The sequence below is a fragment of the Woronichinia naegeliana WA131 genome, from assembly GCA_025370055.1.
Lineage (GTDB): Bacteria > Cyanobacteriota > Cyanobacteriia > Cyanobacteriales > Microcystaceae > Woronichinia > Woronichinia naegeliana.
In genome coordinates this window covers 626530-649453 of sequence record CP073041.1, presented here as the reverse complement: position 1 = coordinate 649453, position 22924 = coordinate 626530, and the positions used below count along the sequence as shown (strand labels likewise).

The following is a 22924-nucleotide window of genomic DNA, read 5'->3' as shown; positions in this document are numbered from 1 at the left end:
CTCGTAAAATGAACTTGTTAATCCCGTTGAATTTTCCCCCGTATTACGCGAACTAAAACCTGAAACCCTTGCTACAGCGCAAATTTAGAATTGCTGTATCTTCCAAACTTATATTGACTTCTTGTCTCTCTAAGGCATAGCCAGTAAGACTTCCCACTTTTAACCATCCTGAACCAGTACCGTGAAATGATTTTATTAAAAAACACGATCAACAAATGACCGTGTAAATTGAGTTTCATTGATTAATCGCAACAGTCAACTTATCTTATTTGCCTGCAAATACCTGAGCCGCTGCTGCAATCCCAGCCCCAGGAGTTGCGTCACTATTGCCTAAGCCTAGCAAGACTGATTCCAGGGCTCCAACGCAACTAAGAATATCGCGGTCGCAGACAAAACCGAGATGACCAATACGAAAAATCTTACCCTTGAGATGGTCCTGACCGCCCGCTAAGGCAATATCAAATTGCTTCCGCATCGCCCCCCGAATTTTTTCAGCATCGACTGTAACAGGTGCGACGGCTGTAATGGCTGGACTGGCAGCTTCATCCGGTGCAAAGAGGGGTAAATTCATGGCTTTCATGGCCGCCCGTGTTGCCTGGGTATGGCGTTGGTGACGAGCAAAAATATTGTCTAAGCCTTCCGCTTGCATCATCTGAAGAGACGCTTGCAAACCATACATCAAATTGACGGGAGGGGTAAAAGGAGAACTATTCTCGTCCGTCGCCTTTTTATATTTTTTCAAGTCTAAATAGAAGCGCGGCATTTTAGCCGATTCGTAGGCCTTCCAGGCTTTGGCACTAACGGAAACAAATGCTAGACCCGGAGGAATCATATAGCCTTTTTGAGAACCAGAACCGACCACATCTAAACCCCATTCATCAACGGGTAGGGAAACAGCCCCTAAACTGGTAACGGCATCGACAATGATCAGTGCTTCCCCATGTTCTTTAACGGCGGTATTGATAGCGGCTAAATCGTTTAAGACACCTGTTGAGGTTTCAGAATGGGTAACAATAACGGCCTTGATGCTTTTATCACTATCTGCCGCTAATTTGGCACGAAATTCTTCGGGAGCAAGCGCTTTGCCCCATTCTGCTTTAATTTCTTCGACCGTTAATCCATAGGCTTTGCTGACTTTGGCCCAGCGATCGCCAAATTTACCATTGTTTCCGACCAGAACGCGATCGCCTGGACTCAGAAAATTAATGATACCCGCTTCCATCGCACCAGTACCACTCGCCGTCAGCATCAAAACATCATTTTGAGTTTGATGAAGCCATTTTAGATTTTCGGTTAATTCCCCAATAATTTTGCTGAATTCACCACTCCGATGGCCGATGGGATGTTTCGCCATCGCTAATAAAACCTTTTCCGGTACAGGTGTTGGCCCCGGAATCATCAGCATTTGCTTATTGTCCATACAGGTTTATTCTCCCTTGGGTTGCGTTAACAGATGATATCAAAGCCTGTAGATCTACCAATGACTAATACTATAATCGGGATGGGTTTTGATAATCAAGCAATGATCCTAGCATTTCTAGCGGTTTCGGCTCTTAAGAAAATCTTTACTTTTGGGCAATAATCATCAAAAATTTGGGTCTGAAACCCCGTCGTTCTAGGACGGCTTTATCTGGTAGGATACTAGTCATCCGTGTCAACTTAAAGGAATGGGTTCCCAAATTTGTTGATTGAGAGCGGCCTTTTCTCGATGTCGCTTTCTCTCAGCTTTGACCAAACCAAATAACTTAGCACGTTCAGCCAGATAGGTTACTGTATCAGGCTTTTCTCCTCTAGCAATAGCCTTCGCTACATAGTATAGACTCCGAAACACCATCTCTACTGAGATTTTTTCTTTCGGTTGATTTAGAGCAATCGCCACTTCCCCTACCAATTGATTTAAGACCGTATAGAAAATCAAAGTGCAAATAATCTGGATTTGGACACCATTCTTATTACCTACCCATAAATAGGCTAGTCCTAAAAGTCTTTTCGTTAATAAAAAGGCTTCTTCGATTGTCCATCGTCTTCGATATAAATCACAGACCTCTTCGGCGGACAGTTGTTCGGGAGACAACACATTTGTTAAATACTGATACCAGATTGTTCCCCATAATACTGAGACTAATCTCACCGGATGCTTGCAAGGATTAGAACGGTAATTTCCCATAATGATAATCTCATCTCTGTAATGACTACCTTGAGACAATACTTGTTTGGTTTTGTAAGATGTACCCGCTCTAAATCTGGTTAGAAAAAACTTTTTAGCTTCTGTTAACAAATCAAACCACACAAAGCTAAAAAATCCCATATCTACGAGAATTAAACCATTTTCTGGTAATTTAGCTGCCAATTCTTTACACCATATTTTATCATTTGATTTATCATTTTCTGTGTACCATAAAGTAACGGGTCTTTGGGTAAAGGCTTCCACTACCATCATTATTTTACCCCCCAATTTACTCTTTTCTTCTTTACTTATTTTCATATTTTTCCTTATCTGCTCTAGCGTTTAGCCATCTGCTATCCACACTGCACTAAACTTTTCTCTTATTTTTTCCCATTTTTCTCCTACTTGGAGCTTCTTCCCTTTTTCGGCTGCTTTTTCTAACACTCCTTTTAGTAATATTGCAAATATTTCGGCTGGCACATTCATCATTCTTTTTGATACTGCCTGTTTGCTTGCTTTTAATGATGCTACCCATAGCAATCCCTCTTCCTCTAGCAGTCTTACCGCTTCACTTATACCCGCTATTTGACGATACACTATACTTAACACTAATGCCACCATTACTGGTAAATTTAGCACCCTATCTCTCATCATTTTCTCATGAGTTCCCTGTAAATATTTTAATGGTGTAAACATTGTGGGTTCTAGTAATTCAAACAACTCTTTTGTTATTTCAGGGATTTCTACCCCTGGCTGATTTGTCTTACGACGTAAGTCTGGGTTTCCTTTTCTCCGAGGATGTTGTCTTGCCATTTGTTTTTTGCTCACTTTTTTATATACTAACCTTTTTTTCAGCCTACTCTTACTTCCGCCTGCTTTTAGGCTAATCTTTTGTGAGTAGGCATTTTGGCTTAAGTTGACACCAATGGATACTAGTGGTCACTGACCCACCCAGACGATGGAGACATAAAGCTTAACACCAAAGCTTGCTTTAAACGGCAACGGCAAAGAAAAATCGGCAGACTGGGATAGGGTGCGACCTTTAGTTGATAAAAGCTGTTGTAATCAGGGTTCTACAGGGAACCCATATTGATCAAGTTTTGCCCAAAATTGACTCCATCGTTCCTTGGTCAATACCAAAGCTCGTAGGCTCAAAATAATTCCTGCTCCTTTTTCCTTCCATCGCATCCCTGAACAACATAATCGTTGTTTGACCAACGTCTTACAAGCTGCTTCCGTAACACCTGAACCAATCGGATACTTTTTCTCTATGTATTCAGCATAATCCATTTGATGCTGATGATTCTCGTAATAAGTAATCGCCGCTTGTAGTTTCTCGGTAAGATTCTTAGAATGACTTTTTTCTTCTTTGACTTCTTTCATCAGATTTAGCAGTTCTCCTGCTTTTCCTTTTTCATGCTTGAGTTCTCGACAATTTTCAGTCAACCATTCTTTTTGTTTTGACACGGTATTCGGATGCAACGCTTCTGCCAAGGCACCTAAGTAACCAGAGGCATGATAGAAATCTAATATCTGTTCTTCCGTTTGCTTTTCTAAAAACTTCCAATTTGATTCTGCCCCGTCTGCTATCCCGACCAATGTTGCCTCTGGATAACGGTTTTTCGCTCGCTCAATTTCTCTTTCTAATCTTTCTAGAAAACTCTTTTTTCCATACTCTGGTGCCGCACCTAGATAGATTGTAGGTTGACGTTCGCCTTCACTATCGTATAGGGAAACGGTTCCCACCATTGCTTCACGGTAGCCATCCTCACACATCAGCATACAGGTTCCATCTAATCCTATTCCCACTGTTGCAATTTGGCTATCCTCCTTGGGCGGGGCATAACTCCACGCTTCTTCTTTTGCCTGTACCACACTTCCTACTGCTTCACTCAATCTTTGGATATAGGATAGCGCTACTTTTCTACCATGATTTTCTAATAAATCATTTTTCACCTCTTTGCCTGCCATCCCTGACATTTTTGAGGATACCTGTTTTGCCAATAATGGCGTTGATGTTATGATTATCCTTGCTTCTCTTTCTAAGGGGCAATACGTTTTTCCTCAAAGGTGAACGCTGATATACATGACGATTCACTATAACCTCACCATAAGGTGTTTGATATTCTTTCGGTTGCTCTCCCTTACTCTTCCAGATTTCTTCACCGATTTTTAAGGGTGAACCATCTGTATCTAAATATTTCAAGGCTTCTTTGCTGGCGATGCAACCTACTTCGTTTAAGCCTTTTTGAATATTTATTTCTGTATCCAACATTGAACGACTGAGTTCTAATGTTAGTTCTATTTTTATCTTTGAACCCTCTACATTAATTAGTTTTGCTGTCATCATTGTTTCCTCTTTGTCACTTTTCATCTCATGTTAACACTTTTCTTTTCCTTCATCAACTAAAGGTCGCACCCAGTGATATCGGCTTACGTCAAGAGAAAGAGGAAGCCTTATTTCAGAAAAACTGTCCTCATTGCTATAGTGAAAACGTAAAAATCCATTCTCATTATCAAACGAAAGGTAACGGGGAACGTAAAATGTTCATTTGTCAAGAATGTAGTTCTTGTTTTGCTGAGACTTATGGTAGCGTAATCGCTGGCTTAGAAACCCCATTAAGTGAAATTATAAGGCTCTACCGAACTTATGAGGTAAAACTAGATTATAAAACTTCAATAAAGTTCATGGGAAGTTTATGCTATAATTGCTGTAATCCTTTCTCAGAAATGGTTTTAAAGCATAATATAAAGTTTTGGATTTTCTCCAAAAGCATTTTATTGCCTTTCAGTTATCATTGTATTTTAATAAAGTTAACCTATGCCTTCTAATAGTGAATTAAGCCTTTTAACTATACTGAACACGGTCACAAGTTGCGAATTTTAAAAATAAGAGATAATATAGTAAAAATAGAAAAAGTAGTCAAGAGGCTGAGAAATGATTAAGTTAGAATTTACGGAAGAAGACAAAAGACTGTTGTCTTACGGTCGGTTTAATCACCCGCATCCTAGAGTACAGCTAAAGATGGAAGTTTTATGGTTAAAAAGTCAGGGATTATCTCATCAAAAAATTGCTCAATTCGCAGGAGTTTCAGTAAATACGGTGACAAGCTATATCCGTGATTATCAAGAGGGCGGGATAGAAGGAACTGGTATCGTCTGATCAAAGTTGGAAAAAGTTATGGTGTAAGGCTTTGAGAAAATAGAAAAATAGTTTAAGACTAGACATCGGCCCGTTTTTATTATACTATTATTATTGTCATTATATCAAAGAAGAAGGAAACAGAAAACAATGTCAATATTAAAGAAAAGCTCTATGAAAATCCTGAATGATGTTGGCTTGTGCCAAGAGAAAGAGGATGCCTTATTCAAGAAAAACTGTCCTCATTGCTATAGTGAAAACGTAAAAATACATTCTCATTATCAAACGAAAGGTAACGGGGAACGTAAAATGTTCATTTGTCAAGAATGTAGTTCTTGTTTTGCTGAGACTTATGGTAGCGTAATCGCTGGCGTAGAAACCCCATTAAGTGAAATTGTAAAAGTATTAAAAGCCAGAATGGAAGGAATAGGATTAAATGCAGCAGCCCGAGCATTCGGCTACGCGAAAACAACAATATTGAATTGGGAAAAGAAATTATCAGGATTACAAGAGACATTATTTTTATACGCCTTAGTGAATGAATTTGTTAAATTAGTAATAGAAGGGGATGAACTATACACAAAAGTTGGAAAAAATAAAGAAGCAAGTGCCTCTGAGGGGTGGACAATCGTGCTCATGGACAGGGCTAGCCGCTTTATTTGGCATTTAAAATGTGGTCGAAAAGAGCAGAAATTATTTCTAGAAGCAATGATGACGGTAGCGGAATTATTTGAAAGGAGTGCAGAATCTCTCCAGTTATTTACAGATGGAGAAAAGCGATATAGTCAACTGCTATTTAATATTTGTCACGAAGTATTAAGGACTGGAAAGCGAGGTCGTCCCACCAAAGTATTACCGAAGGGTCTTGTAGTAAGACTAAAAAATAAGAGTAGTAAACGTCGAGATTCTGAGGGTAAACTAAAGAAAGTAGAAACTCCGAAACCAGAACATCCAGAGACAACAGAAAAACCAGAAGAAAAGGACGTCCATGCCAACCACGTTGAGGCATTTAATAGTGCTATCCGACGCTATTTAGCCGCCTTTCGTCGTCGTACAAATACTTATGCTAAATCTGTTGTGGGATTACAGCGAGTCCTAGATATTTTCTGGATGGTTCATAACTTTGTTCGCAGCCATTTTACGACTAGAGAAGTTCCTGCTGTAGCTCTCGGTATAATTGAAAAGGGGTTAACTTGGGAGGACTTACTCCAAATTCGCCTGATTTCTTGAACCTCTCGTATTGCAACGTTTGTAGCTTCTAGCTAGACGATACCAGTGCCGGATAGAAAAACTAAAAGAAATAAAATTTAATCGCCCGAAAAGCGAGTTAACAGAGCATCAAGGGACAATTGAGGCATATTTTGAGTCAAATCCACCAGCAACAATAAATGAAGCAGTAAAAAGAATAGAAGAATTAACGGGAATAAAAAGCTGGCTTTTCCCGTTAAGTGCGGATTGCAAGCTGCCAGCCTTGGCAAAGGTCATGCAACTTCAACCAACCGCGCCAAAGGACTTGGATACCGAGAGGAGTTTTACGACGATGTTCAAGATAACCACCAAGAAAAGCAACAGACTCGACAGCCCAAGCAACAGTCAAAATAGGGGGAAGTTTTTGAGAGGCGGCTGCTTTTAACACCTGAAGTTGAAGAGGATTAAGAATTTCAATCGCGAGAGCATCGGGCTGGGTACGATGAAGATAAGTAGGGCTTGCTGAAAAAAGCTGAAACCTTTACGGAGAAAAATAGTAGGCGAATTAAGAACCGCTAGAATGCACGAAAATAGGGTAGAATGCCTCAAAACCATTGCATTAAGAAGAGAGAAAGCAGATGTACCGAAAGCAACAGTACTCAATTGAAACACCAGAAAACTTGAAAAATCTGTTCGGCGGGCAGTTAGACGAAGAAAATCGTTGGATAGAAATGTCAAAAATGATTCTTTGGGAAGAATATGAGGAAGAATATGCAAAAAACTTCACAGAAAAAAAAGGAGCCCCAGCCAAATCATTTAGAATGGCATTAGGAGCATTAATTATCAAAGAAATTTCAGGAAAAAGTGACAGAGAAACAGTAGAACAAATAAAAGAGAACCCTTATTTACAGTACTTTATAGGAATGGAAAGCTATAGTAGCAAAGAAGCATTTAATGCGTCAATGATGGTTCATTTTCGTAAAAAAATAGGAATGGAATTAATAAATAAATAAAATTAATAAAGAAATAGAAAAAAAAGCGACGGGTGTAGCGTCAGAAAAAAAAGAAAATGAAGGAAAGTTATTGTTAGATGCGACTTGTACACCAGCAGATATAAAATATCCAACGGATATAGGAATATTGAATGATGCCAGAGAAAAAACAGAAAAAATAATAGATAAGCTGTATGAAGAAATAAAAGAGAAAAGGAAAGAAAAGCCGAGGACTTATAGGGAAGTGGCAAGAAAAGAGTACTTAGCCATAGCAAAAAAACGTCGTGTGTCAAAAAAAGAAAGAAGAAAAGGAACAAAAAAACAACTAGGATATATAAAAAGAAACTTGTCTGATATAGAAAAAATGATAGAAGAGGGAGCAAAGTTAGAAAAACTAACGAAAAAAGAGCAAGAAGAGCTTGTAACGATAGGAAAAGTGTATGAGCAACAGTTAGAAATGTATGAAAAAAAGACAAATAAAGTAGAAAACAGAATTGTGAGTGTAAGCCAACCTCACGTGCGTCCAATAGTGCGTGGAAAAGCGGGAAAAGCAGTAGAGTTTGGAGCTAAAATATCGGCAAGTAATGTGAATGGCTTTGTCTTCTTAGACAAATTAAGTTGGGATAATTACAACGAATCGGGAGATTTACAAGCGCGAATAGAAGAATATAAAAGGGAAACAGGATGTTATCCGGAATCGGTTCATGTGGATAAAATCTATCGAACAAAAGCGAATCGAGCTTATTGTAAAGAAAGGGATATAAGAATGAGTGGTCCCCGATTGGGAAGACCGCCGAAAGAGGTGAGCAAAGAAAAAAAGAAAGAGGCACGCTCAGATGAAAGAGTGCGTAATGCCATTGAGGGTAAATTCGGACAGGGAAAGAGGAAATTTAGTCTTGGTCGAGTGATGGCCAAACTACCTGAGACCTCGGAAACGGTAATTGCGATGAACTTTTTGGTAATGAATCTTTCTACTCTACTTCAGAAGACAAAAAGTAAAAAGTTGTAGAGTCGTTTTTCTTGTGAAAAATGGTGTTAATTTTCCTCTCTTTTGTGAGGAGTGATTTGTGTTGACCTTTTTAGACAGAAAGGAACAATAGATTAAACAAAATCTGTATTTTGATTTGTTTCCATAAGGATAAGTTATCTATGCTTTTTCAGTCCATACTTCCCTAACCCACATTTCTTTCGTTTTTTGACTTTTTCAGCAAGCCCTAAGTAACGTGTAAAAGTTCAACAGCAATGACACTTAAAAAACCCAAAAGAGTTTTCATTCCATCAGAGGCAAGTCGATAACGCTCACTCTGACAACCAGACTTAAGGACTTTATGAAATTCTTCAACCCGCCATCGGTAGGTGTACCAACGAAGAATAGTGACAGCCATCTCAATAGTCTCAACAACTTCTGTAGTCAGAAGCATCCAAGATAAAGGAGTTTCGCCTTCGGGACAATCGATTTCTGTCGCATAAACAGCATAGACATTCAACGGGTCACGATTATCAAAACGATAGGGAGTTCGTAGATTAACTGAGCAAAATCGGACGGCAAGCTTAACCTTCCGTGCTTTTCTTTTTCCTGTACTCGGAATCTCGATTTCTTGATGAAAACGAATCGGTTCTGATTCCAAATGTTGCCAAAGTCGTTCACTATTTTTGTCTAAACTACGATTATGAGACGCTCTGACCAGCACTCCTGTATGCTTGAGTTGACGCACTGAGTCAAAGACTTCTGAAACATCTCCTTCTCTGTCAAATACATGAATTACCCTCGTTGAACTTTCTACCTGTTTCTCACAGGTGTTTAGAGCCTCTACCCATTTGTAGGATTCTTTTTCCTCAAATGGTCTTTGACGAGCTGCTTTTCTTTGTTCTTTCTGTCTTTCTTTTTTCTGCTTCGCCGTTTCATCTGTTGGGGGCTTTTCTTTTACCTCCCTATTCCACAGTTTTTGCCATAATAAACCTAATACTTGTCCTTTTTCTGGCTCAATTGCTAAAGCACTATGCAGTATTAATCCATTCCCTCCTTTTCCAGTCGGCCCATACCCTTCCCTTTTTTCCTTGATATTGCGATAATCTAAGAAGGTCGTATCTCCGACTGATAGCATTATCTTATATTCTTCTACGGCGGCAGTTGTCATTTCACAGTGCGGCTCTATTATCTTGACAAAGTCTGTTTTCGGATTCCCAAAAATTCATAGGCCCTCTTTAACTCGTTTCCTCCCTTAAACACTTCTGATAAGGCTTTTCCAAACCCCTCACTTAACTTTTTCCCAATCGAGAAGGCACGATTGTTTAGCCTCTCGTCTCCCAATTCACAACTGGCAAAGTTTTTTGTCCACCATTCCAACATTTTTTGACCTGCCCTTTAAGATTTTCTCCATTTTACAGTCTCATACTCCCTTCATCCTTTGTTTTTGAAATTTGAACGATAAGCGGGATGATGGCTTCAGAATATTTTTTTCCTGTCAAGAGAATCATTACTCAAACCCTTGCCAGATAAAGCCTCTAGAAGTTTGCATTGCTGGATTTTGGACTTAACGGGAAAAGTCAGGAATAAAAAGAAGTCCAACGCAAGTCAGAAAATTTTTAAAGTCAATAGGAATGAGGTGTCTAAAGGTGGGAACAATTCCATCAAAAGCAGATGTAGAAGCTCAGGATAGCTATAGAGAAAAAGAGCTAGAACCAAGGCTAGAAGAGGCAAAAGCAGGAAAAAGGGCAGTTTTCTTTGTAGATGCCTCTCATTTTGTAATGGGAGCATTTGTAAATTTTATATGGTGCTTCAAGAGGATTTTTATTAAGTCACCATCAGGGAGAAAACGTTTTAATGTGTTAGGAGCATTAAATGCAATTACCCATGAAGTAATTATGGTAACGAACAGTTCTTATATTACGGGAACTCAGGTTTGTGAACTCCTAGAAAAGATAGCAGAATTAGGACTATTAATACCGATTACGTTGGTATTAGACAATGCTCGTTATCAAAAATGCCGAATTGTGCAGGAGTTGGCAGAATCATTAGGAATAGAGTTACTGTACTTACCTCCTTATTCTCCTAACTTGAATTTAATTGAAAGACTGTGGAAGTTTGTGAAGAAGAAGTGTTTATACGCAAAATATTATGAAGATTTTACGCAGTTTTCTGCAGCAATTTCAGGATGTCTTGAAGATGCTAACGTAAAATATAAGGAGGAGCTTGATTCTTTGCTCACCTTACGATTTCAACGCTTTGATAAATCTCAGATTATGAACGTTTGAAGTATAAATGTTTAGACTTAGATGATGTAAAAGTCATCAATTTTGGATTCATACCTGAGTTCGGTCTAGTCATTTCAGTGGAGAATAAATGTCCAATAGTAGAATGCCCTAAATGTCAAAGCAAAACGGGTAGAGTAAATAGAAATGATAGCCAGTTGATTAGAGATTTACCGATGATGGGTAAAATGGTTCATTTAAATATTAATCGTCGTCAAATGAGATGTCAAAAGTGCGGTCATAAATTTGTCGAAGAATTAAGCTATGTGAAGAAAAACAGAAAATTTACCAATAGAATGGCAGAGAAGATTATCAAAGAAGTCATCAATAGTGACATAAAAAATACAGCGCTCAATAATGAAGTGAGTGAGCAAGAAATTCAAACAATGCTAAAAGACAAAGGAGAAGAACTAAAAAAGGGGAAGCCAGTAGGGCTGAAAAAGTTAGGGATAGATGAAATAGCGTTAGAAAAAGGTAAGCAGAATTATTGTGCAGTATTAGTAAATATAGAAACGGGGGAGCTGTTAGGGATATTAGAAAAGCGAAACAAGGAAGAATTGATAAAATACATGAAAGAATGGGGGGAAGAAGTGCTTTTAGGTATTGAGGAGGTAAGCATAGATATGTGGAGACCCTATCAAAAAGTGGCGGAAGAAATGATGCCAGAAGCGGAGGTAGTGGTGGATAGATTTCATGTAATGAAGCAGATTAATGAGGAGTTAGATAAAGCGAGAAGAAGTGCGAAAAGAGAAATGGAATTAAGGATCAAAAAAGCAAAAAACAAAAAGAAGAAACAGGAATTAAAAAGCCAGTTAGAAATACTTAAAAATAGCAAATATGTCTTACTGAAAAATCGGGAAGACTTGGAAGAAGAAGAGGTGAAAAAAAATGGATGATATCCTCAAAAATTATGAGGAGCTGGGGAGTACGTATCGCCTAAAAGAAAAGCTAAGACAGATATTTAACACCTGTGAAAACTGGGCGGATGGTTTATTAAGAATAACCAACTGGATGCGAAAAGCGATATACTATTTACCGAAGAGTTGTGGGGTAATAAGAAGATGGTTAGGGGAGATAGTGGCTTATTTTGATAATAGAACAACTCAAGGGGTTGTAGAAGGATAAATAATAAGCTAAAGGTAATTAAGAGACGCAGTTATGGGTTTAGAAACTTCGACAACTTTGTGCTACGATGTGAGCTAAGTTTTGCTTCTGTTTCTTAATTTTACCTAGCAACTCTGGTAGAACCAATTATAAAAGTATTAAAAGCTAGAATGGAAGGAATAGGATTAAATGCCGCAGTCCGAGTATTCGGCTACGCGAAAACAACAATATTGAATTGGGAAAAGAAATTATCAGGATTACAAGAGACATTGTTTTTATACGCCTTAGTGAATGAATTTGTTAAATTAGTAATAGAAGGGGATGAACTATACACAAAAGTTGGAAAAAATAAAGAAGCAAGTGCCTCTGAGTGGTGGACAATCGTTCTCATGGACAGGGCTAGCCGCTTTATTTGGCATTTAAAATGTGGTCGAAAAGAGCAGAAATTATTTCTAGAGGCAATGATGACGGTAGCGGAATTATTTGAAAGGAGTGCAGAATCTCTCCAGTTATTTACAGATGGAGAAAAGCGATATAGTCAACTGCTATTTAATATTTGTCACGAAGTATTGAAGACTGGAAAACGTGGTCGTCCCGTCAAAGTATTACCGAAGGGAATGGTAGTAAGATTAAAAAATAAGAGTAGTAAACGTCGAGATTCTGAAGGTAAACTAAAGAAAGTAGAAACGCCGAAACCAGAACATCCAGAGACAACAGAAAAACCAGAAGAAAAGGACGTCCATGCCAACCACGTTGAGGCATTTAATAGTGCTATCCGACGCTATTTAGCCGCCTTTCGTCGTCGTACAAATACTTATGCTAAATCTGTTGTGGGATTACAGCGAGTCCTAGATATTTTCTGGATGGTTCATAACTTTGTTCGCAGCCATTTTACGACTAGAGAAGTTCCTGCTGTAGCTCTCGGTATAATTGAAAAAGGGTTAACTTGGGAGGACTTACTCCAAATTCGCCTGATTTCTTGAACCTCTCGTATTGCAACGTTTGTAGCTTCTAGCTAGACGATACCAGTGCCCAACTACTAAAGACCAGAGGAATATTGACTCGGTATGAGGTGTTAGACAAGCAATTACTAATTCCGCTAGATGGCACAGAGTATTTCTCCTCCCAAAATATCCACTGTGAGCAATGTTCCCATCGAACCCATAAAAACGGGACAGTGACTTACTTTCATTCGGCAATCTTACCGGTAATTGTCTCACCTCAGCAAAAAGCGGTGATTAGTCTTGACCCTGAATTTATTACTCCTCAAGATGGTCACGAGAAACAGGACTGTGAGGTAGCGGCGGCAAAACGTTGGCTCCACAGACATCGAGAATTCTTTGACCCGTTTAGCGTTACTATGATTGGGGGATGACCTCTATAGTCGTCAACCGATGTGCGAAGAGGCTCTTCAAAACCACTTTCACTATCTCTTTGTCGTTTGCCTGAATCTCACCCTACTCTCTATGAGTTTTTGGACTATGCCGAGAAGATTGGGGAAGTTTACTCTTTCCATGAGCGTCGTCGTCATGGTCGCGATTGGCATGACTATCATTATCGTTGGACTTATCACTTGCCCCTAAGAGATGGTTCCGCCGCCCTCAATACTCATTGGTTTGAGGTCACTGTTACTCGCCGTTCTGACGGTCAGGTTCTCTTTCACAACGATTGGATTACCGACCTTTTTCCCCAAGCCGATAACATTGTTGAGTTAGTCAGTGTCGCTCGCTCTCGTTGGAAAACCGAAAATGAGAACCATAATACTCTTAAGACTCAGGGCTACCATCTAGAACACAATTTTGGACATGGTGACCACCATCTTGCTACCTTTTTGCTCACCTTAAATTTACTGGCTTTCTTGTTTCACACCGTTTTACAGCTTTTAGATGAGTCCTACCAACGTATCCGACTACTTTTAGGGACTCGAAGATGCTTTTTTTCCCATTTACGCACTCTTACTACCTATTTTGTCTTTGATAGCTGGCAACACCTTCTTGATTTTATGCTTGAGCCATTTGACTCTCTGCCCGCCACTAATTCCTCCTGATTTTTCAAATTTAGAATTGCTGACCTCAGAACAGCAATTCTCAGTTTTAGATACAGCAAGCCTTTTAGGGATTTAAAGAACATTTCAAAGGGGGTTTTTGGGGCAATTCTATGTGTACTACCATGCCTGAAAGCCTGAAGACTCGTAAAATGAACTTGTTAATCCCGTTGAATTTTACCCCGTATTACGCGAACTAAAACCTGAAACCCTTGCTACAGGGCAAATTTAGAATTGCTGCTAGTTAAGCCAGACGCATCACCCTATGACGGAAACTGGATATATTGGGCAACCCGAAAGGGAACCGAATTAGGAACCCCAAAAAGAGTAGCAACACTACTCAAGAGGCAGCAAGGACAGTGTACAATCTGTAATCAATACTTTACTAACTCAGACCAGTTAGAAGTTAACCATATTCAACCAATCTCCCATGGGGGAAAAGATGAATATGCGAACTTACAATTGTTACACCGTCACTGTCACGACTTAAAAACTGCCAATGATGGTTCTCAACAAATCAATCAAAGGCACTAAAGCTGTTCCTTATGACAAAAGGAAAATCGAACTAGGAGCCGGATGAGGTGAAAGTCTCAAGTCCGGTTCTGAATGGGAGGGAAAAAGGTTGCCCTTTTTCTCGACTCCTAACAGTCACCTCTGAAGCTATGTATGAATAATCAAGAACTTTGGCAACGTTACCAGGATTGGCTGTATTATCACCCTGATCTGAATTTTTATTTGGATATCAGTCGGATGCGTTTCGATGAAGCGTTTGTTGAATATCTCAAACCGAAGTTTGCTAAGGCTTTTCAGGATATGGTGGCCCTCGAAAAAGGGGCGATCGCCAATCCCGATGAACAACGGATGGTAGGTCATTACTGGTTACGGAATCCCGATTTAGCTCCCAATGAGGCTCTAAAGCAGGAAATTCTAGAACCCTTGGCACAGATCCATGATTTTGTCGCTCAAGTTCACCAGGGAGTGATTAAACCGCCTCAGAGCGATAAATTTACCGATATTGTTTCTATTGGGATTGGTGGCTCTGCCCTAGGCCCTCAATTCGTGGCTGAAGCTCTTTCCCCCGATTTTCCACCCCTAGCTATTCATTTTATTGATAATTCTGATCCAGCCGGTTTAGATCGCCTGTTAAATCGTCTGCGGGACAAGCTCAAAAGCACTCTGGTGATTGTCACCAGTAAATCGGGCGGCACCCCTGAACCACGCAATGGTATGCTCGAAACCCAAGCAGCCTTTGCTGCCCAAGGTCTAGCATTCAATGCCCAGGCGATCGCGGTCACTATGCCGGGTAGTAAACTCCATCAATTAGCCCAGACAGAAAATTGGTTAGCCACTTTCCCCATGCAGGATTGGGTGGGTGGCCGCACTTCTGAACTATCGGCAGTGGGACTATTACCCGCAGCCCTTCAGGGTATTAATATTCAGGAATTGCTAGATGGTGCGAAAATGATGGATGAGGCCACCCGTCAACCGAGTCTGCGTCAAAATCCGGCGGCTTTGCTGGCCCTAGCTTGGTACTATGCAGGCAACGGCAAGGGAGAAAAAGATATGGTTATTTTGCCCTATAAAGATAGCCTATTGCTCTTTAGCCGCTATCTTCAACAATTGATTATGGAATCCCTCGGTAAAGAACGGGATTTAGAGGGAAAAATTGTTCATCAAGGCATCGCTGTCTATGGCAATAAAGGCTCCACCGATCAGCACGCCTATGTTCAGCAATTACGGGAAGGAGTGCCTAATTTCTTTGCCACATTTATTGAAGTTTTGCAGGATCGTTCTGGCTCATCTATTTTTTTAGACCCCGATGCTACTAGTGGTGATTATCTCTCTGGTTTTTTACAGGGGACTCGTCAAGCTCTTTATGAAAAACAACGGGATTCTATCACCATTACGATTGAAAAAGTAAATGCGTTTAGTGTCGGTTCGTTAATTGCTTTGTATGAAAGGGCTGTTAGTTTTTATGCTTCTTTAGTCAATATTAATGCTTACCATCAGCCTGGGGTAGAAGCGGGTAAAAAAGCGGCAGCAACCATTTTAGAACTTCAACAATCTCTGCTTCAGGTCTTACGCGCAGCGGAGCAGCCCTTAGATTTAGCAACCCTGGCAGAACGGGCTGGAGCAACAGAGCAAGTGGAATCAGTCTATAAAATTATTCGTCATCTTGCCGTTAATAACCGAGGCATTATGCTAGAAGGCGATCGCGCTTTTCCGAGTCGCTTAAAAGTTTCGATATCAAATGATAGATAGATTGAAAAAGGGGTCATGACGGCTCCTTCTTTTTTCCAATTAAAAATCTAGTTCCTGAAATAAATCAGCGATCGCTAAACTAAAGCCAGGAATTACCTCTTCCCCATCCAAAAAATCCTTAACTTTGAGGAGGCGATCGGGTTCCTGGGCAGAACGATAGCTTAATACATACTGTTGCGTGGGACTAATTAGGGCTTGCTGAAAAAGTCAAAAAACGAAAGAAATGTGGGTTAGGGAAGTATGGACTGAAAAAGCATAGATAACTTATCCTTATGGAAACAAATCAAAATACAGATTTTGTTTAATCTATTGTTCCTTTCTGTCTAAAAAGGTCAACACAAATCACTCCTCACAAAAGAGAGGAAAATTAACACCATTTTTCACAAGAAAAACGACTCTACAACTTTTTACTTTTTGTCTTCTGAAGTAGAGTAGAAAGATTCATTACCAAAAAGTTCATCGCAATTACCGTTTCCGAGGTCTCAGGTAGTTTGGCCATCACTCGACCAAGACTAAATTTCCTCTTTCCCTGTCCGAATTTACCCTCAATGGCATTACGCACTCTTTCATCTGAGCGTGCCTCTTTCTTTTTTTCTTTGCTCACCTCTTTCGGCGGTCTTCCCAATCGGGGACCACTCATTCTTATATCCCTTTCTTTACAATAAGCTCGATTCGCTTTTGTTCGATAGATTTTATCCACATGAACCGATTCCGGATAACATCCTGTTTCCCTTTTATATTCTTCTATTCGCGCTTGTAAATCTCCCGATTCGTTGTAATTATCCCAACTTAATTTGTCTAAGAAGACAAAGCCATTCACATTACTTGCCGATATTTTAGCTCCAAACTCTACTGCTTTTCCCGCTTTTCCACGCACTATTGGACGCACGTGAGGTTGGCTTACACTCACGATTCTGTTTTCTACTTTATTTGTCTTTTTTTCATACATTTCTAACTGTTGCTCATACACTTTTCCTATCGTTACAAGCTCTTCTTGCTCTTTTTTCGTTAGTTTTTCTAACTTTGCTCCCTCTTCTATCATTTTTTCTATATGAGACAAGTTTCTTTTTATATATCCTAGTTGTTTTTTTGTTCCTTTTCTTCTTTCTTTTTTTGACACACGACGTTTTTTTGCTATGGCTAAGTACTCTTTTCTTGCCACTTCCCTATAAGTCCTCGGCTTTTCTTTCCTTTTCTCTTTTATTTCTTCATACAGCTTATCTATTATTTTTTCTGTTTTTTCTCTGGCATCATTCAATATTCCTATATCCGTTGGATATTTTATATCTGCTGGTGTACAAGTCGCATCTAACAATAACTTTCCTTCATTTTCTTTTTTTTCTGACGCTACAACCGTCGCTTTTTTTTCTATTTCTTTATTAATTTTATTTATTAATTCCATTCCTATTTTTTTACGAAAATGAACCATCATTGACGCATTAAATGCTTCTTTGCTACTATAGCTTTCCATTCCTATAAAGTACTGTAAATAAGGGTTCTCTTTTATTTGTTCTACTGTTTCTCTGTCACTTTTTCCTGAAATTTCTTTGATAATTAATGCTCCTAATGCCATTCTAAATGATTTGGCTGGGGCTCCTTTTTTTTCTGTGAAGTTTTTTGCATATTCTTCCTCATATTCTTCCCAAAGAATCATTTTTGACATTTCTATCCAACGATTTTCTTCGTCTAACTGCCCGCCGAACAGATTTTTCAAGTTTTCTGGTGTTTCAATTGAGTACTGTTGCTTTCGGTACATCTGCTTTCTCTCTTCTTAATGCAATGGTTTTGAGGCATTCTACCCTATTTTCGTGCATTCTAGCGGTTCTTAATTCGCCTACTATTTTTCTCCGTAAAGGTTTCAGCTTTTTTCAGCAAGCCCTAATTACCCAAACTAAACGAGAGCCATTTTCAAAATATTCTACTAACTTGTTATCAATCTCTTCAATAGTATTTTCAGGAGAAAGAACTTCTATTGCTAAATCAGGTGCACCTTCTAAATAGGGCTTGCTGAAAAAGTCAAAAAACGAAAGAAATGTGGGTTAGGGAAGTATGGACTGAAAAAGCATAGATAACTTATCCTTATGGAAACAAATCAAAATACAGATTTTGTTTAATCTATTGTTCCTTTCTGTCTAAAAAGGTCAACACAAATCACTCCTCACAAAAGAGAGGAAAATTAACACCATTTTTCACAAGAAAAACGACTCTACAACTTTTTACTTTTTGTCTTCTGAAGTAGAGTAGAAAGATTCATTACCAAAAAGTTCATCGCAATTACCGTTTCCGAGGTCTCAGGTAGTTTGGCCATCACTCGACCAAGACTAAATTTCCTCTTTCCCTGTCCGAATTTACCCTCAATGGCATTACGCACTCTTTCATCTGAGCGTGCCTCTTTCTTTTTTTCTTTGCTCACCTCTTTCGGCGGTCTTCCCAATCGGGGACCACTCATTCTTATATCCCTTTCTTTACAATAAGCTCGATTCGCTTTTGTTCGATAGATTTTATCCACATGAACCGATTCCGGATAACATCCTGTTTCCCTTTTATATTCTTCTATTCGCGCTTGTAAATCTCCCGATTCGTTGTAATTATCCCAACTTAATTTGTCTAAGAAGACAAAGCCATTCACATTACTTGCCGATATTTTAGCTCCAAACTCTACTGCTTTTCCCGCTTTTCCACGCACTATTGGACGCACGTGAGGTTGGCTTACACTCACAATTCTGTTTTCTACTTTATTTGTCTTTTTTTCATACATTTCTAACTGTTGCTCATACACTTTTCCTATCGTTACAAGCTCTTCTTGCTCTTTTTTCGTTAGTTTTTCTAACTTTGCTCCCTCTTCTATCATTTTTTCTATATGAGACAAGTTTCTTTTTATATATCCTAGTTGTTTTTTTGTTCCTTTTCTTCTTTCTTTTTTTGACACACGACGTTTTTTTGCTATGGCTAAGTACTCTTTTCTTGCCACTTCCCTATAAGTCCTCGGCTTTTCTTTCCTTTTCTCTTTTATTTCTTCATACAGCTTATCTATTATTTTTTCTGTTTTTTCTCTGGCATCATTCAATATTCCTATATCCGTTGGATATTTTATATCTGCTGGTGTACAAGTCGCATCTAACAATAACTTTCCTTCATTTTCTTTTTTTTCTGACGCTACACCCGTCGCTTTTTTTTCTATTTCTTTATTAATTTTATTTATTAATTCCATTCCTATTTTTTTACGAAAATGAACCATCATTGACGCATTAAATGCTTCTTTGCTACTATAGCTTTCCATTCCTATAAAGTACTGTAAATAAGGGTTCTCTTTTATTTGTTCTACTGTTTCTCTGTCACTTTTTCCTGAAATTTCTTTGATAATTAATGCTCCTAATGCCATTCTAAATGATTTGGCTGGGGCTCCTTTTTTTCCTGTGAAGTTTTTTGCATATTCTTCCTCATATTCTTCCCAGGGAATCATTTTTGACATTTCTATCCAACGATTTTCTTCGTCTAACTGCCCGCCGAACAGATTTTTCAAGTTTTCTGGTGTTTCAATTGAGTACTGTTGCTTTCGGTACATCTGCTTTCTCTCTTCTTAATGCAATGGTTTTGAGGCATTCTACCCTATTTTCGTGCATTCTAGCGGTTCTTAATTCGCCTACTATTTTTCTCCGTAAAGGTCTCAGCTTTTTTCAGCAAGCCCTAAATAACCAGAGGGCAGTGTTTTCATTCCTTGCAAACGTTCTTTAGCAAAAAAAGCAATATCGGGAGACCGTCTATTCCCATTTTTCATTTTAAAAGCCGTGCTGGAATCGAGGATAACGCCCAATTTTTTCGGGACAATATAACTCCCTAAAGCGACTAATAACAAACTGCAAATGTAGCCATGTAATGCCCCTGAATTGCCCATATCAATTAATTCTCCATTCACAATTTCGTAATGATGGCCATCATCGGGAAGGGCCATAAATTCTGCATCTGTCCAGAGCTTGACTGGGGTGGGTGCAATTACGGGAGGTGAGAGGGCTGTCATCGGATGGTTTCTGTTTTTAAATTCTATTTGTCCTGATTTTAGCGAAATCCAACGGCGATCGCCTGCTAAAAGCCCATTGGTGAGACACAAGATACAATGGTTGGCAATGTCAGTATTGATGCGACCATAACTTTGAGGACTTGGCTGATGACTAAAGCGATCGCCTTTACCGCAGATCCCCCCCTGCCCTTTCCCGACCATACCCAATTGCCTGAATCGGACGGAACTTTTGTGAAAAATTTTCAAGAACATCCCCAGGGTATTTTACTCACCGATACCATTACCCCCGTTTTGCAAAAAATTCATCCTGACGGACAGTATTGTATTGGCCAGGATTCGGGAATCTATTGGAAAATGACCGATCCACCCGAAAAAGGAGCCGAAGCCCCCGATTGGTTCTATGTGCCGAATGTGCCTCCCGATTTAGATGGTGTGGTACGGCGTTCCTATGTCTTATGGCGCGAATCTATTCCCCCTTTAATTGCCATTGAATTTGTTTCAGGTAATGGCTCTGAAGAACGAGATCGAACCCCCTGGCGCGGCAAGTTTTGGATTTATGAAACGGTGATTCGACCGGCTTTTTATGCCATTTATGAAGTGACTTTAGCTAGGGTTGAAGTTTATCACCTACAGGAAAATTCCTATCAATTAGTAGAAGCGAATGATCGGGGTCATTATCCCATTCCAGAATTAGGAGTGGAATTGGGTATCTGGCAGGGCCTATACCAAAATTGGGAATTACCCTGGTTGCGTTGGTGGGATAGTCAGGGGAATTTATTACCAACGGGCCATGAAAAAGCAGAACAGGAAAGATTAGTCGCTCAAACGCTAACCTTACAACTTCAACAAGAAAAAGAACGATCTGAAAAATTGGCGGCTCGTTTACGGGAATTAGGGATCGATCCTGATCATCTTTCCTGATTTTTAAGGTTATCCAGTAAGTTTTTAAATCGTTTTCAATCAATCTCAGGGAGTATGGACTCAGAATGCTAAAACGCTGGCAACAGTTTCAACAATTTTTAGTTTGGTTTTTTCAAGTCGCTAAACGATACTGGTTATCGTCGGAAAAGTGGCAAGCGATCGCTATTCTACTTTTTTTAATAGTTTGTATTATTGCTAGTAATAATTTATTTGTTGGATTTAGTGAAGTCCAGAAGTCTTTGTTAAGTCATTTAACGGAGAAGAAAGCGGCCGAGTTTCATCAAGATATTATCAACATTGCCAAAATGGGGGTAATCGTCATCACCGTTTTGGTGCTCCGCAATTATGCCCAACAGAAGCTAGTTTTGTATTGGCGTAATTGGTTAACCTTTAATTTTTTAGAACATTATTTTAGTAATCAAAATTTCTATAAAATTAATACGAATAAAACCATTGATAATCCTGATCAGCGTATTGCCGATGATATTAATAGTTTTGTGGAAAGTACCCTGAAATTTACCCTAGATTTTGGTGATACTTTGTTAGGGGGAGTTTTATTTATTGGTGTCCTTTGGTCTTTAGGCAGTTTTTTAGTTTGGGTGGCGATCGCTTCGGCTGCGCTACAAACCTTGATTAGTTACTTTTTAGGACGAGTATTAACTCCGTTAAACTTTCAAAATTTACAACGTCAAGCCGATTTTCGTTATGGCTTAGTTCATATCAGGGATAATAGTGAATCTATTGCTTTTTATCAGGGTGAAGAACAGGAATTTAACTTGGTCAGCGATCGCTTCAGAAAAGTCATGTCGGTTTTACACAAAATTGTTTTACCGGATAGTAGCTTAACCGCTTTTACTTTCATTTTAGGCTATATTTCTTCTTTAGTACCTGTCCTCGTTTTAGCTCCTCTCTTTTTTAAAGGCGAAATTGCCTACGGTGATATTACCCAAGCCGGAATTGCCTTTGGTTCAGTATCTAGTGTCTTTACTTGGTTTGCTAATTCATTTCAAGATTTGACCGGATTTGCGGCGGTTATTAAACGTTTAGGAACCTTTCAATCAGCCTTGGAAAAAAGACAAGAACAATCTGATCTTACTCGGATCAATTATCAAACTGCCGATCATTTAGCTCTCGCAGATGTCACCGTCATTACGCCCAATCAAAGTAAAGAATTGGTTGAGAATCTTTCGTTTAATGTCCCCACCGATCAGGGATTATTAATCATGGGGCCTTCTGGGGTGGGTAAAAGCTCTCTCTTAAGGGCGATCGCCGGATTATGGAATCAGGGTTCAGGAGAAATTTTGCGTCCCCAGTTGGCAGAAATTATGTTTTTACCCCAACGACCCTATATGATTCTCGGCTCCTTACGCGCCCAATTATTATATCCCCATACTAGTCGTGATCTGAGTCTGGAAACCTTACAAGCAACCTTAGAAAAAGTCAATTTAGGTGATTTAATTGAACGAGTGGGCGGTTTAGAAACAGAATTAAATTGGGCTGACGTACTCTCTTTAGGTGAACAGCAACGTTTAGGATTTGCCAGATTACTGTTAAGTGAACCCCGCTACGCTATTTTAGATGAAGCTACTAGTGCTTTAGATGTGGATAATGAAAAACGACTTTATGACCTCTTAGTTTCTTCCCAAATCAACTATATTAGTGTTGCCCATCGTCCCACCGTTATTCCCTATCACTATTACCTTTTGAAATTATTAGGTCATGGCCAATGGCAGCTTGTTAATGCGGACACAATATAGCAATATACTATGTTTATCAAATTGTTCATCTAACATCTGATCATCCAATCAACTAATATCCTAATTGGGTATAAGTG

12 protein-coding genes and 12 pseudogenes are annotated in these 22924 nt (G+C 39.2%); 14 read left to right on the top strand and 10 right to left on the bottom strand.

The window, feature by feature from the left end:
* Positions 1–265: 265 nt before the first annotated feature.
* The 3 genes and pseudogenes from KA717_03420 to KA717_03410 form a co-directional block, all read right to left on the bottom strand.
* On the bottom strand, positions 266–1420 hold the full coding sequence (locus KA717_03420; GenBank protein UXE61971.1) for an alanine--glyoxylate aminotransferase family protein: 1155 nt from the start codon (positions 1418–1420) through the stop codon (positions 266–268).
* A gap of 234 nt (positions 1421–1654) precedes the next feature.
* Positions 1655–2980 (bottom strand): annotated as a pseudogene (locus KA717_03415) (IS4 family transposase).
* 252 nt (positions 2981–3232) lie between these two features.
* Positions 3233–4514: pseudogene (locus KA717_03410) on the bottom strand (ISKra4 family transposase).
* Between the two features lie 591 nt (positions 4515–5105).
* Between KA717_03410 and KA717_03405 the strand changes: the two are divergent.
* The 3 genes and pseudogenes from KA717_03405 to KA717_03395 all read left to right on the top strand — a co-directional run bounded on the left by KA717_03405 (position 5106) and on the right by KA717_03395 (position 6738).
* Positions 5106–5312, top strand: a pseudogene (locus tag KA717_03405) (helix-turn-helix domain-containing protein).
* Between the two features lie 147 nt (positions 5313–5459).
* Positions 5460–6539, top strand: a complete 1080-nt coding sequence (locus tag KA717_03400) for an IS1 family transposase (GenBank protein ID UXE61970.1) — start codon at positions 5460–5462, stop codon at positions 6537–6539.
* A 52-nt stretch (positions 6540–6591) separates the two neighbouring features.
* Positions 6592–6738 (top strand): annotated as a pseudogene (locus KA717_03395) (IS630 family transposase).
* 15 nt (positions 6739–6753) lie between these two features.
* On the opposite strand, the pseudogene KA717_03390 reads toward KA717_03395, so the two are convergent.
* A pseudogene (locus KA717_03390) lies at positions 6754–7011 on the bottom strand (IS4 family transposase).
* A gap of 124 nt (positions 7012–7135) precedes the next feature.
* On the opposite strand from KA717_03390, the pseudogene KA717_03385 reads away from it, so the two are divergent.
* Positions 7136–8477, top strand: a pseudogene (locus KA717_03385) (IS5 family transposase).
* A 229-nt stretch (positions 8478–8706) separates the two neighbouring features.
* Here the strand turns inward: KA717_03385 and KA717_03380 are convergent.
* Together KA717_03380 and KA717_03375 are read right to left on the bottom strand one after the other, a co-directional pair.
* Positions 8707–9627 (bottom strand): annotated as a pseudogene (locus tag KA717_03380) (IS4 family transposase).
* 17 nt (positions 9628–9644) lie between these two features.
* Entirely contained in the window at positions 9645–9839 is a 195-nt protein-coding gene (locus KA717_03375; protein ID UXE61969.1) for a transposase, read from the bottom strand.
* Positions 9840–10036: 197 nt separating this feature from the next.
* On the opposite strand from KA717_03375, the pseudogene KA717_03370 reads away from it, so the two are divergent.
* The 8 genes and pseudogenes from KA717_03370 to KA717_03335 all read left to right on the top strand — a co-directional run bounded on the left by KA717_03370 (position 10037) and on the right by KA717_03335 (position 16151).
* Positions 10037–10744: pseudogene (locus KA717_03370) on the top strand (IS630 family transposase).
* Complete coding sequence (locus KA717_03365) at positions 10741–11637, top strand: ISL3 family transposase (GenBank protein ID UXE61968.1); 897 nt, start codon at positions 10741–10743, stop codon at positions 11635–11637. Before KA717_03370 ends, KA717_03365 begins: the two are co-directional and overlap by 4 nt.
* Positions 11630–11964, top strand: a pseudogene (locus tag KA717_03360) (transposase). The gene KA717_03365 and the pseudogene KA717_03360 overlap by 8 nt, the downstream one beginning before the upstream one ends.
* 51 nt (positions 11965–12015) lie before the next feature.
* The gene (locus KA717_03355; protein ID UXE61967.1) at positions 12016–12828 is read left to right on the top strand and encodes an IS1 family transposase; all 813 of its coding nucleotides are present in this window, start codon (positions 12016–12018) and stop codon (positions 12826–12828) included.
* Between the two features lie 89 nt (positions 12829–12917).
* Entirely contained in the window at positions 12918–13220 is a 303-nt protein-coding gene (locus tag KA717_03350; protein UXE61966.1) for a hypothetical protein, read from the top strand.
* Positions 13221–13286: 66 nt separating this feature from the next.
* Positions 13287–13892 (top strand): hypothetical protein, encoded by a 606-nt coding sequence (locus KA717_03345; protein UXE61965.1) that lies wholly within the window; start codon positions 13287–13289, stop codon positions 13890–13892.
* A 231-nt stretch (positions 13893–14123) separates the two neighbouring features.
* Positions 14124–14423 carry an HNH endonuclease gene (locus KA717_03340; GenBank protein UXE61964.1) on the top strand — a complete coding sequence of 100 codons (300 nt, stop codon included), beginning with the start codon at positions 14124–14126 and terminating at the stop codon, positions 14421–14423.
* A 132-nt stretch (positions 14424–14555) separates the two neighbouring features.
* Positions 14556–16151: a glucose-6-phosphate isomerase gene (locus KA717_03335; protein UXE61963.1), complete on the top strand. Its 1596-nt coding sequence runs from the start codon at positions 14556–14558 to the stop codon at positions 16149–16151.
* 418 nt (positions 16152–16569) lie between these two features.
* On the opposite strand, the pseudogene KA717_03330 reads toward KA717_03335, so the two are convergent.
* The 4 genes and pseudogenes from KA717_03330 to KA717_03315 all read right to left on the bottom strand — a co-directional run bounded on the left by KA717_03330 (position 16570) and on the right by KA717_03315 (position 20259).
* Positions 16570–17907 (bottom strand): annotated as a pseudogene (locus tag KA717_03330) (IS5 family transposase).
* Between the two features lie 124 nt (positions 17908–18031).
* Positions 18032–18157: pseudogene (locus KA717_03325) on the bottom strand (Uma2 family endonuclease).
* Positions 18158–18378: 221 nt separating this feature from the next.
* A pseudogene (locus KA717_03320) lies at positions 18379–19716 on the bottom strand (IS5 family transposase).
* Positions 19717–19818: 102 nt separating this feature from the next.
* The gene (locus KA717_03315; GenBank protein UXE61962.1) at positions 19819–20259 is read right to left on the bottom strand and encodes a Uma2 family endonuclease; all 441 of its coding nucleotides are present in this window, start codon (positions 20257–20259) and stop codon (positions 19819–19821) included.
* Between the two features lie 6 nt (positions 20260–20265).
* Between KA717_03315 and KA717_03310 the strand changes: the two genes are divergently transcribed.
* A complete protein-coding gene (locus tag KA717_03310) occupies positions 20266–21090 on the top strand; it encodes a Uma2 family endonuclease (protein ID UXE61961.1) in 825 nt (274 codons plus the stop codon).
* Positions 21091–21155: 65 nt separating this feature from the next.
* Positions 21156–22847: an ABC transporter ATP-binding protein/permease gene (locus KA717_03305; protein UXE61960.1), complete on the top strand. Its 1692-nt coding sequence runs from the start codon at positions 21156–21158 to the stop codon at positions 22845–22847.
* The last annotated feature ends 77 nt before the right edge of the window (positions 22848–22924 follow it).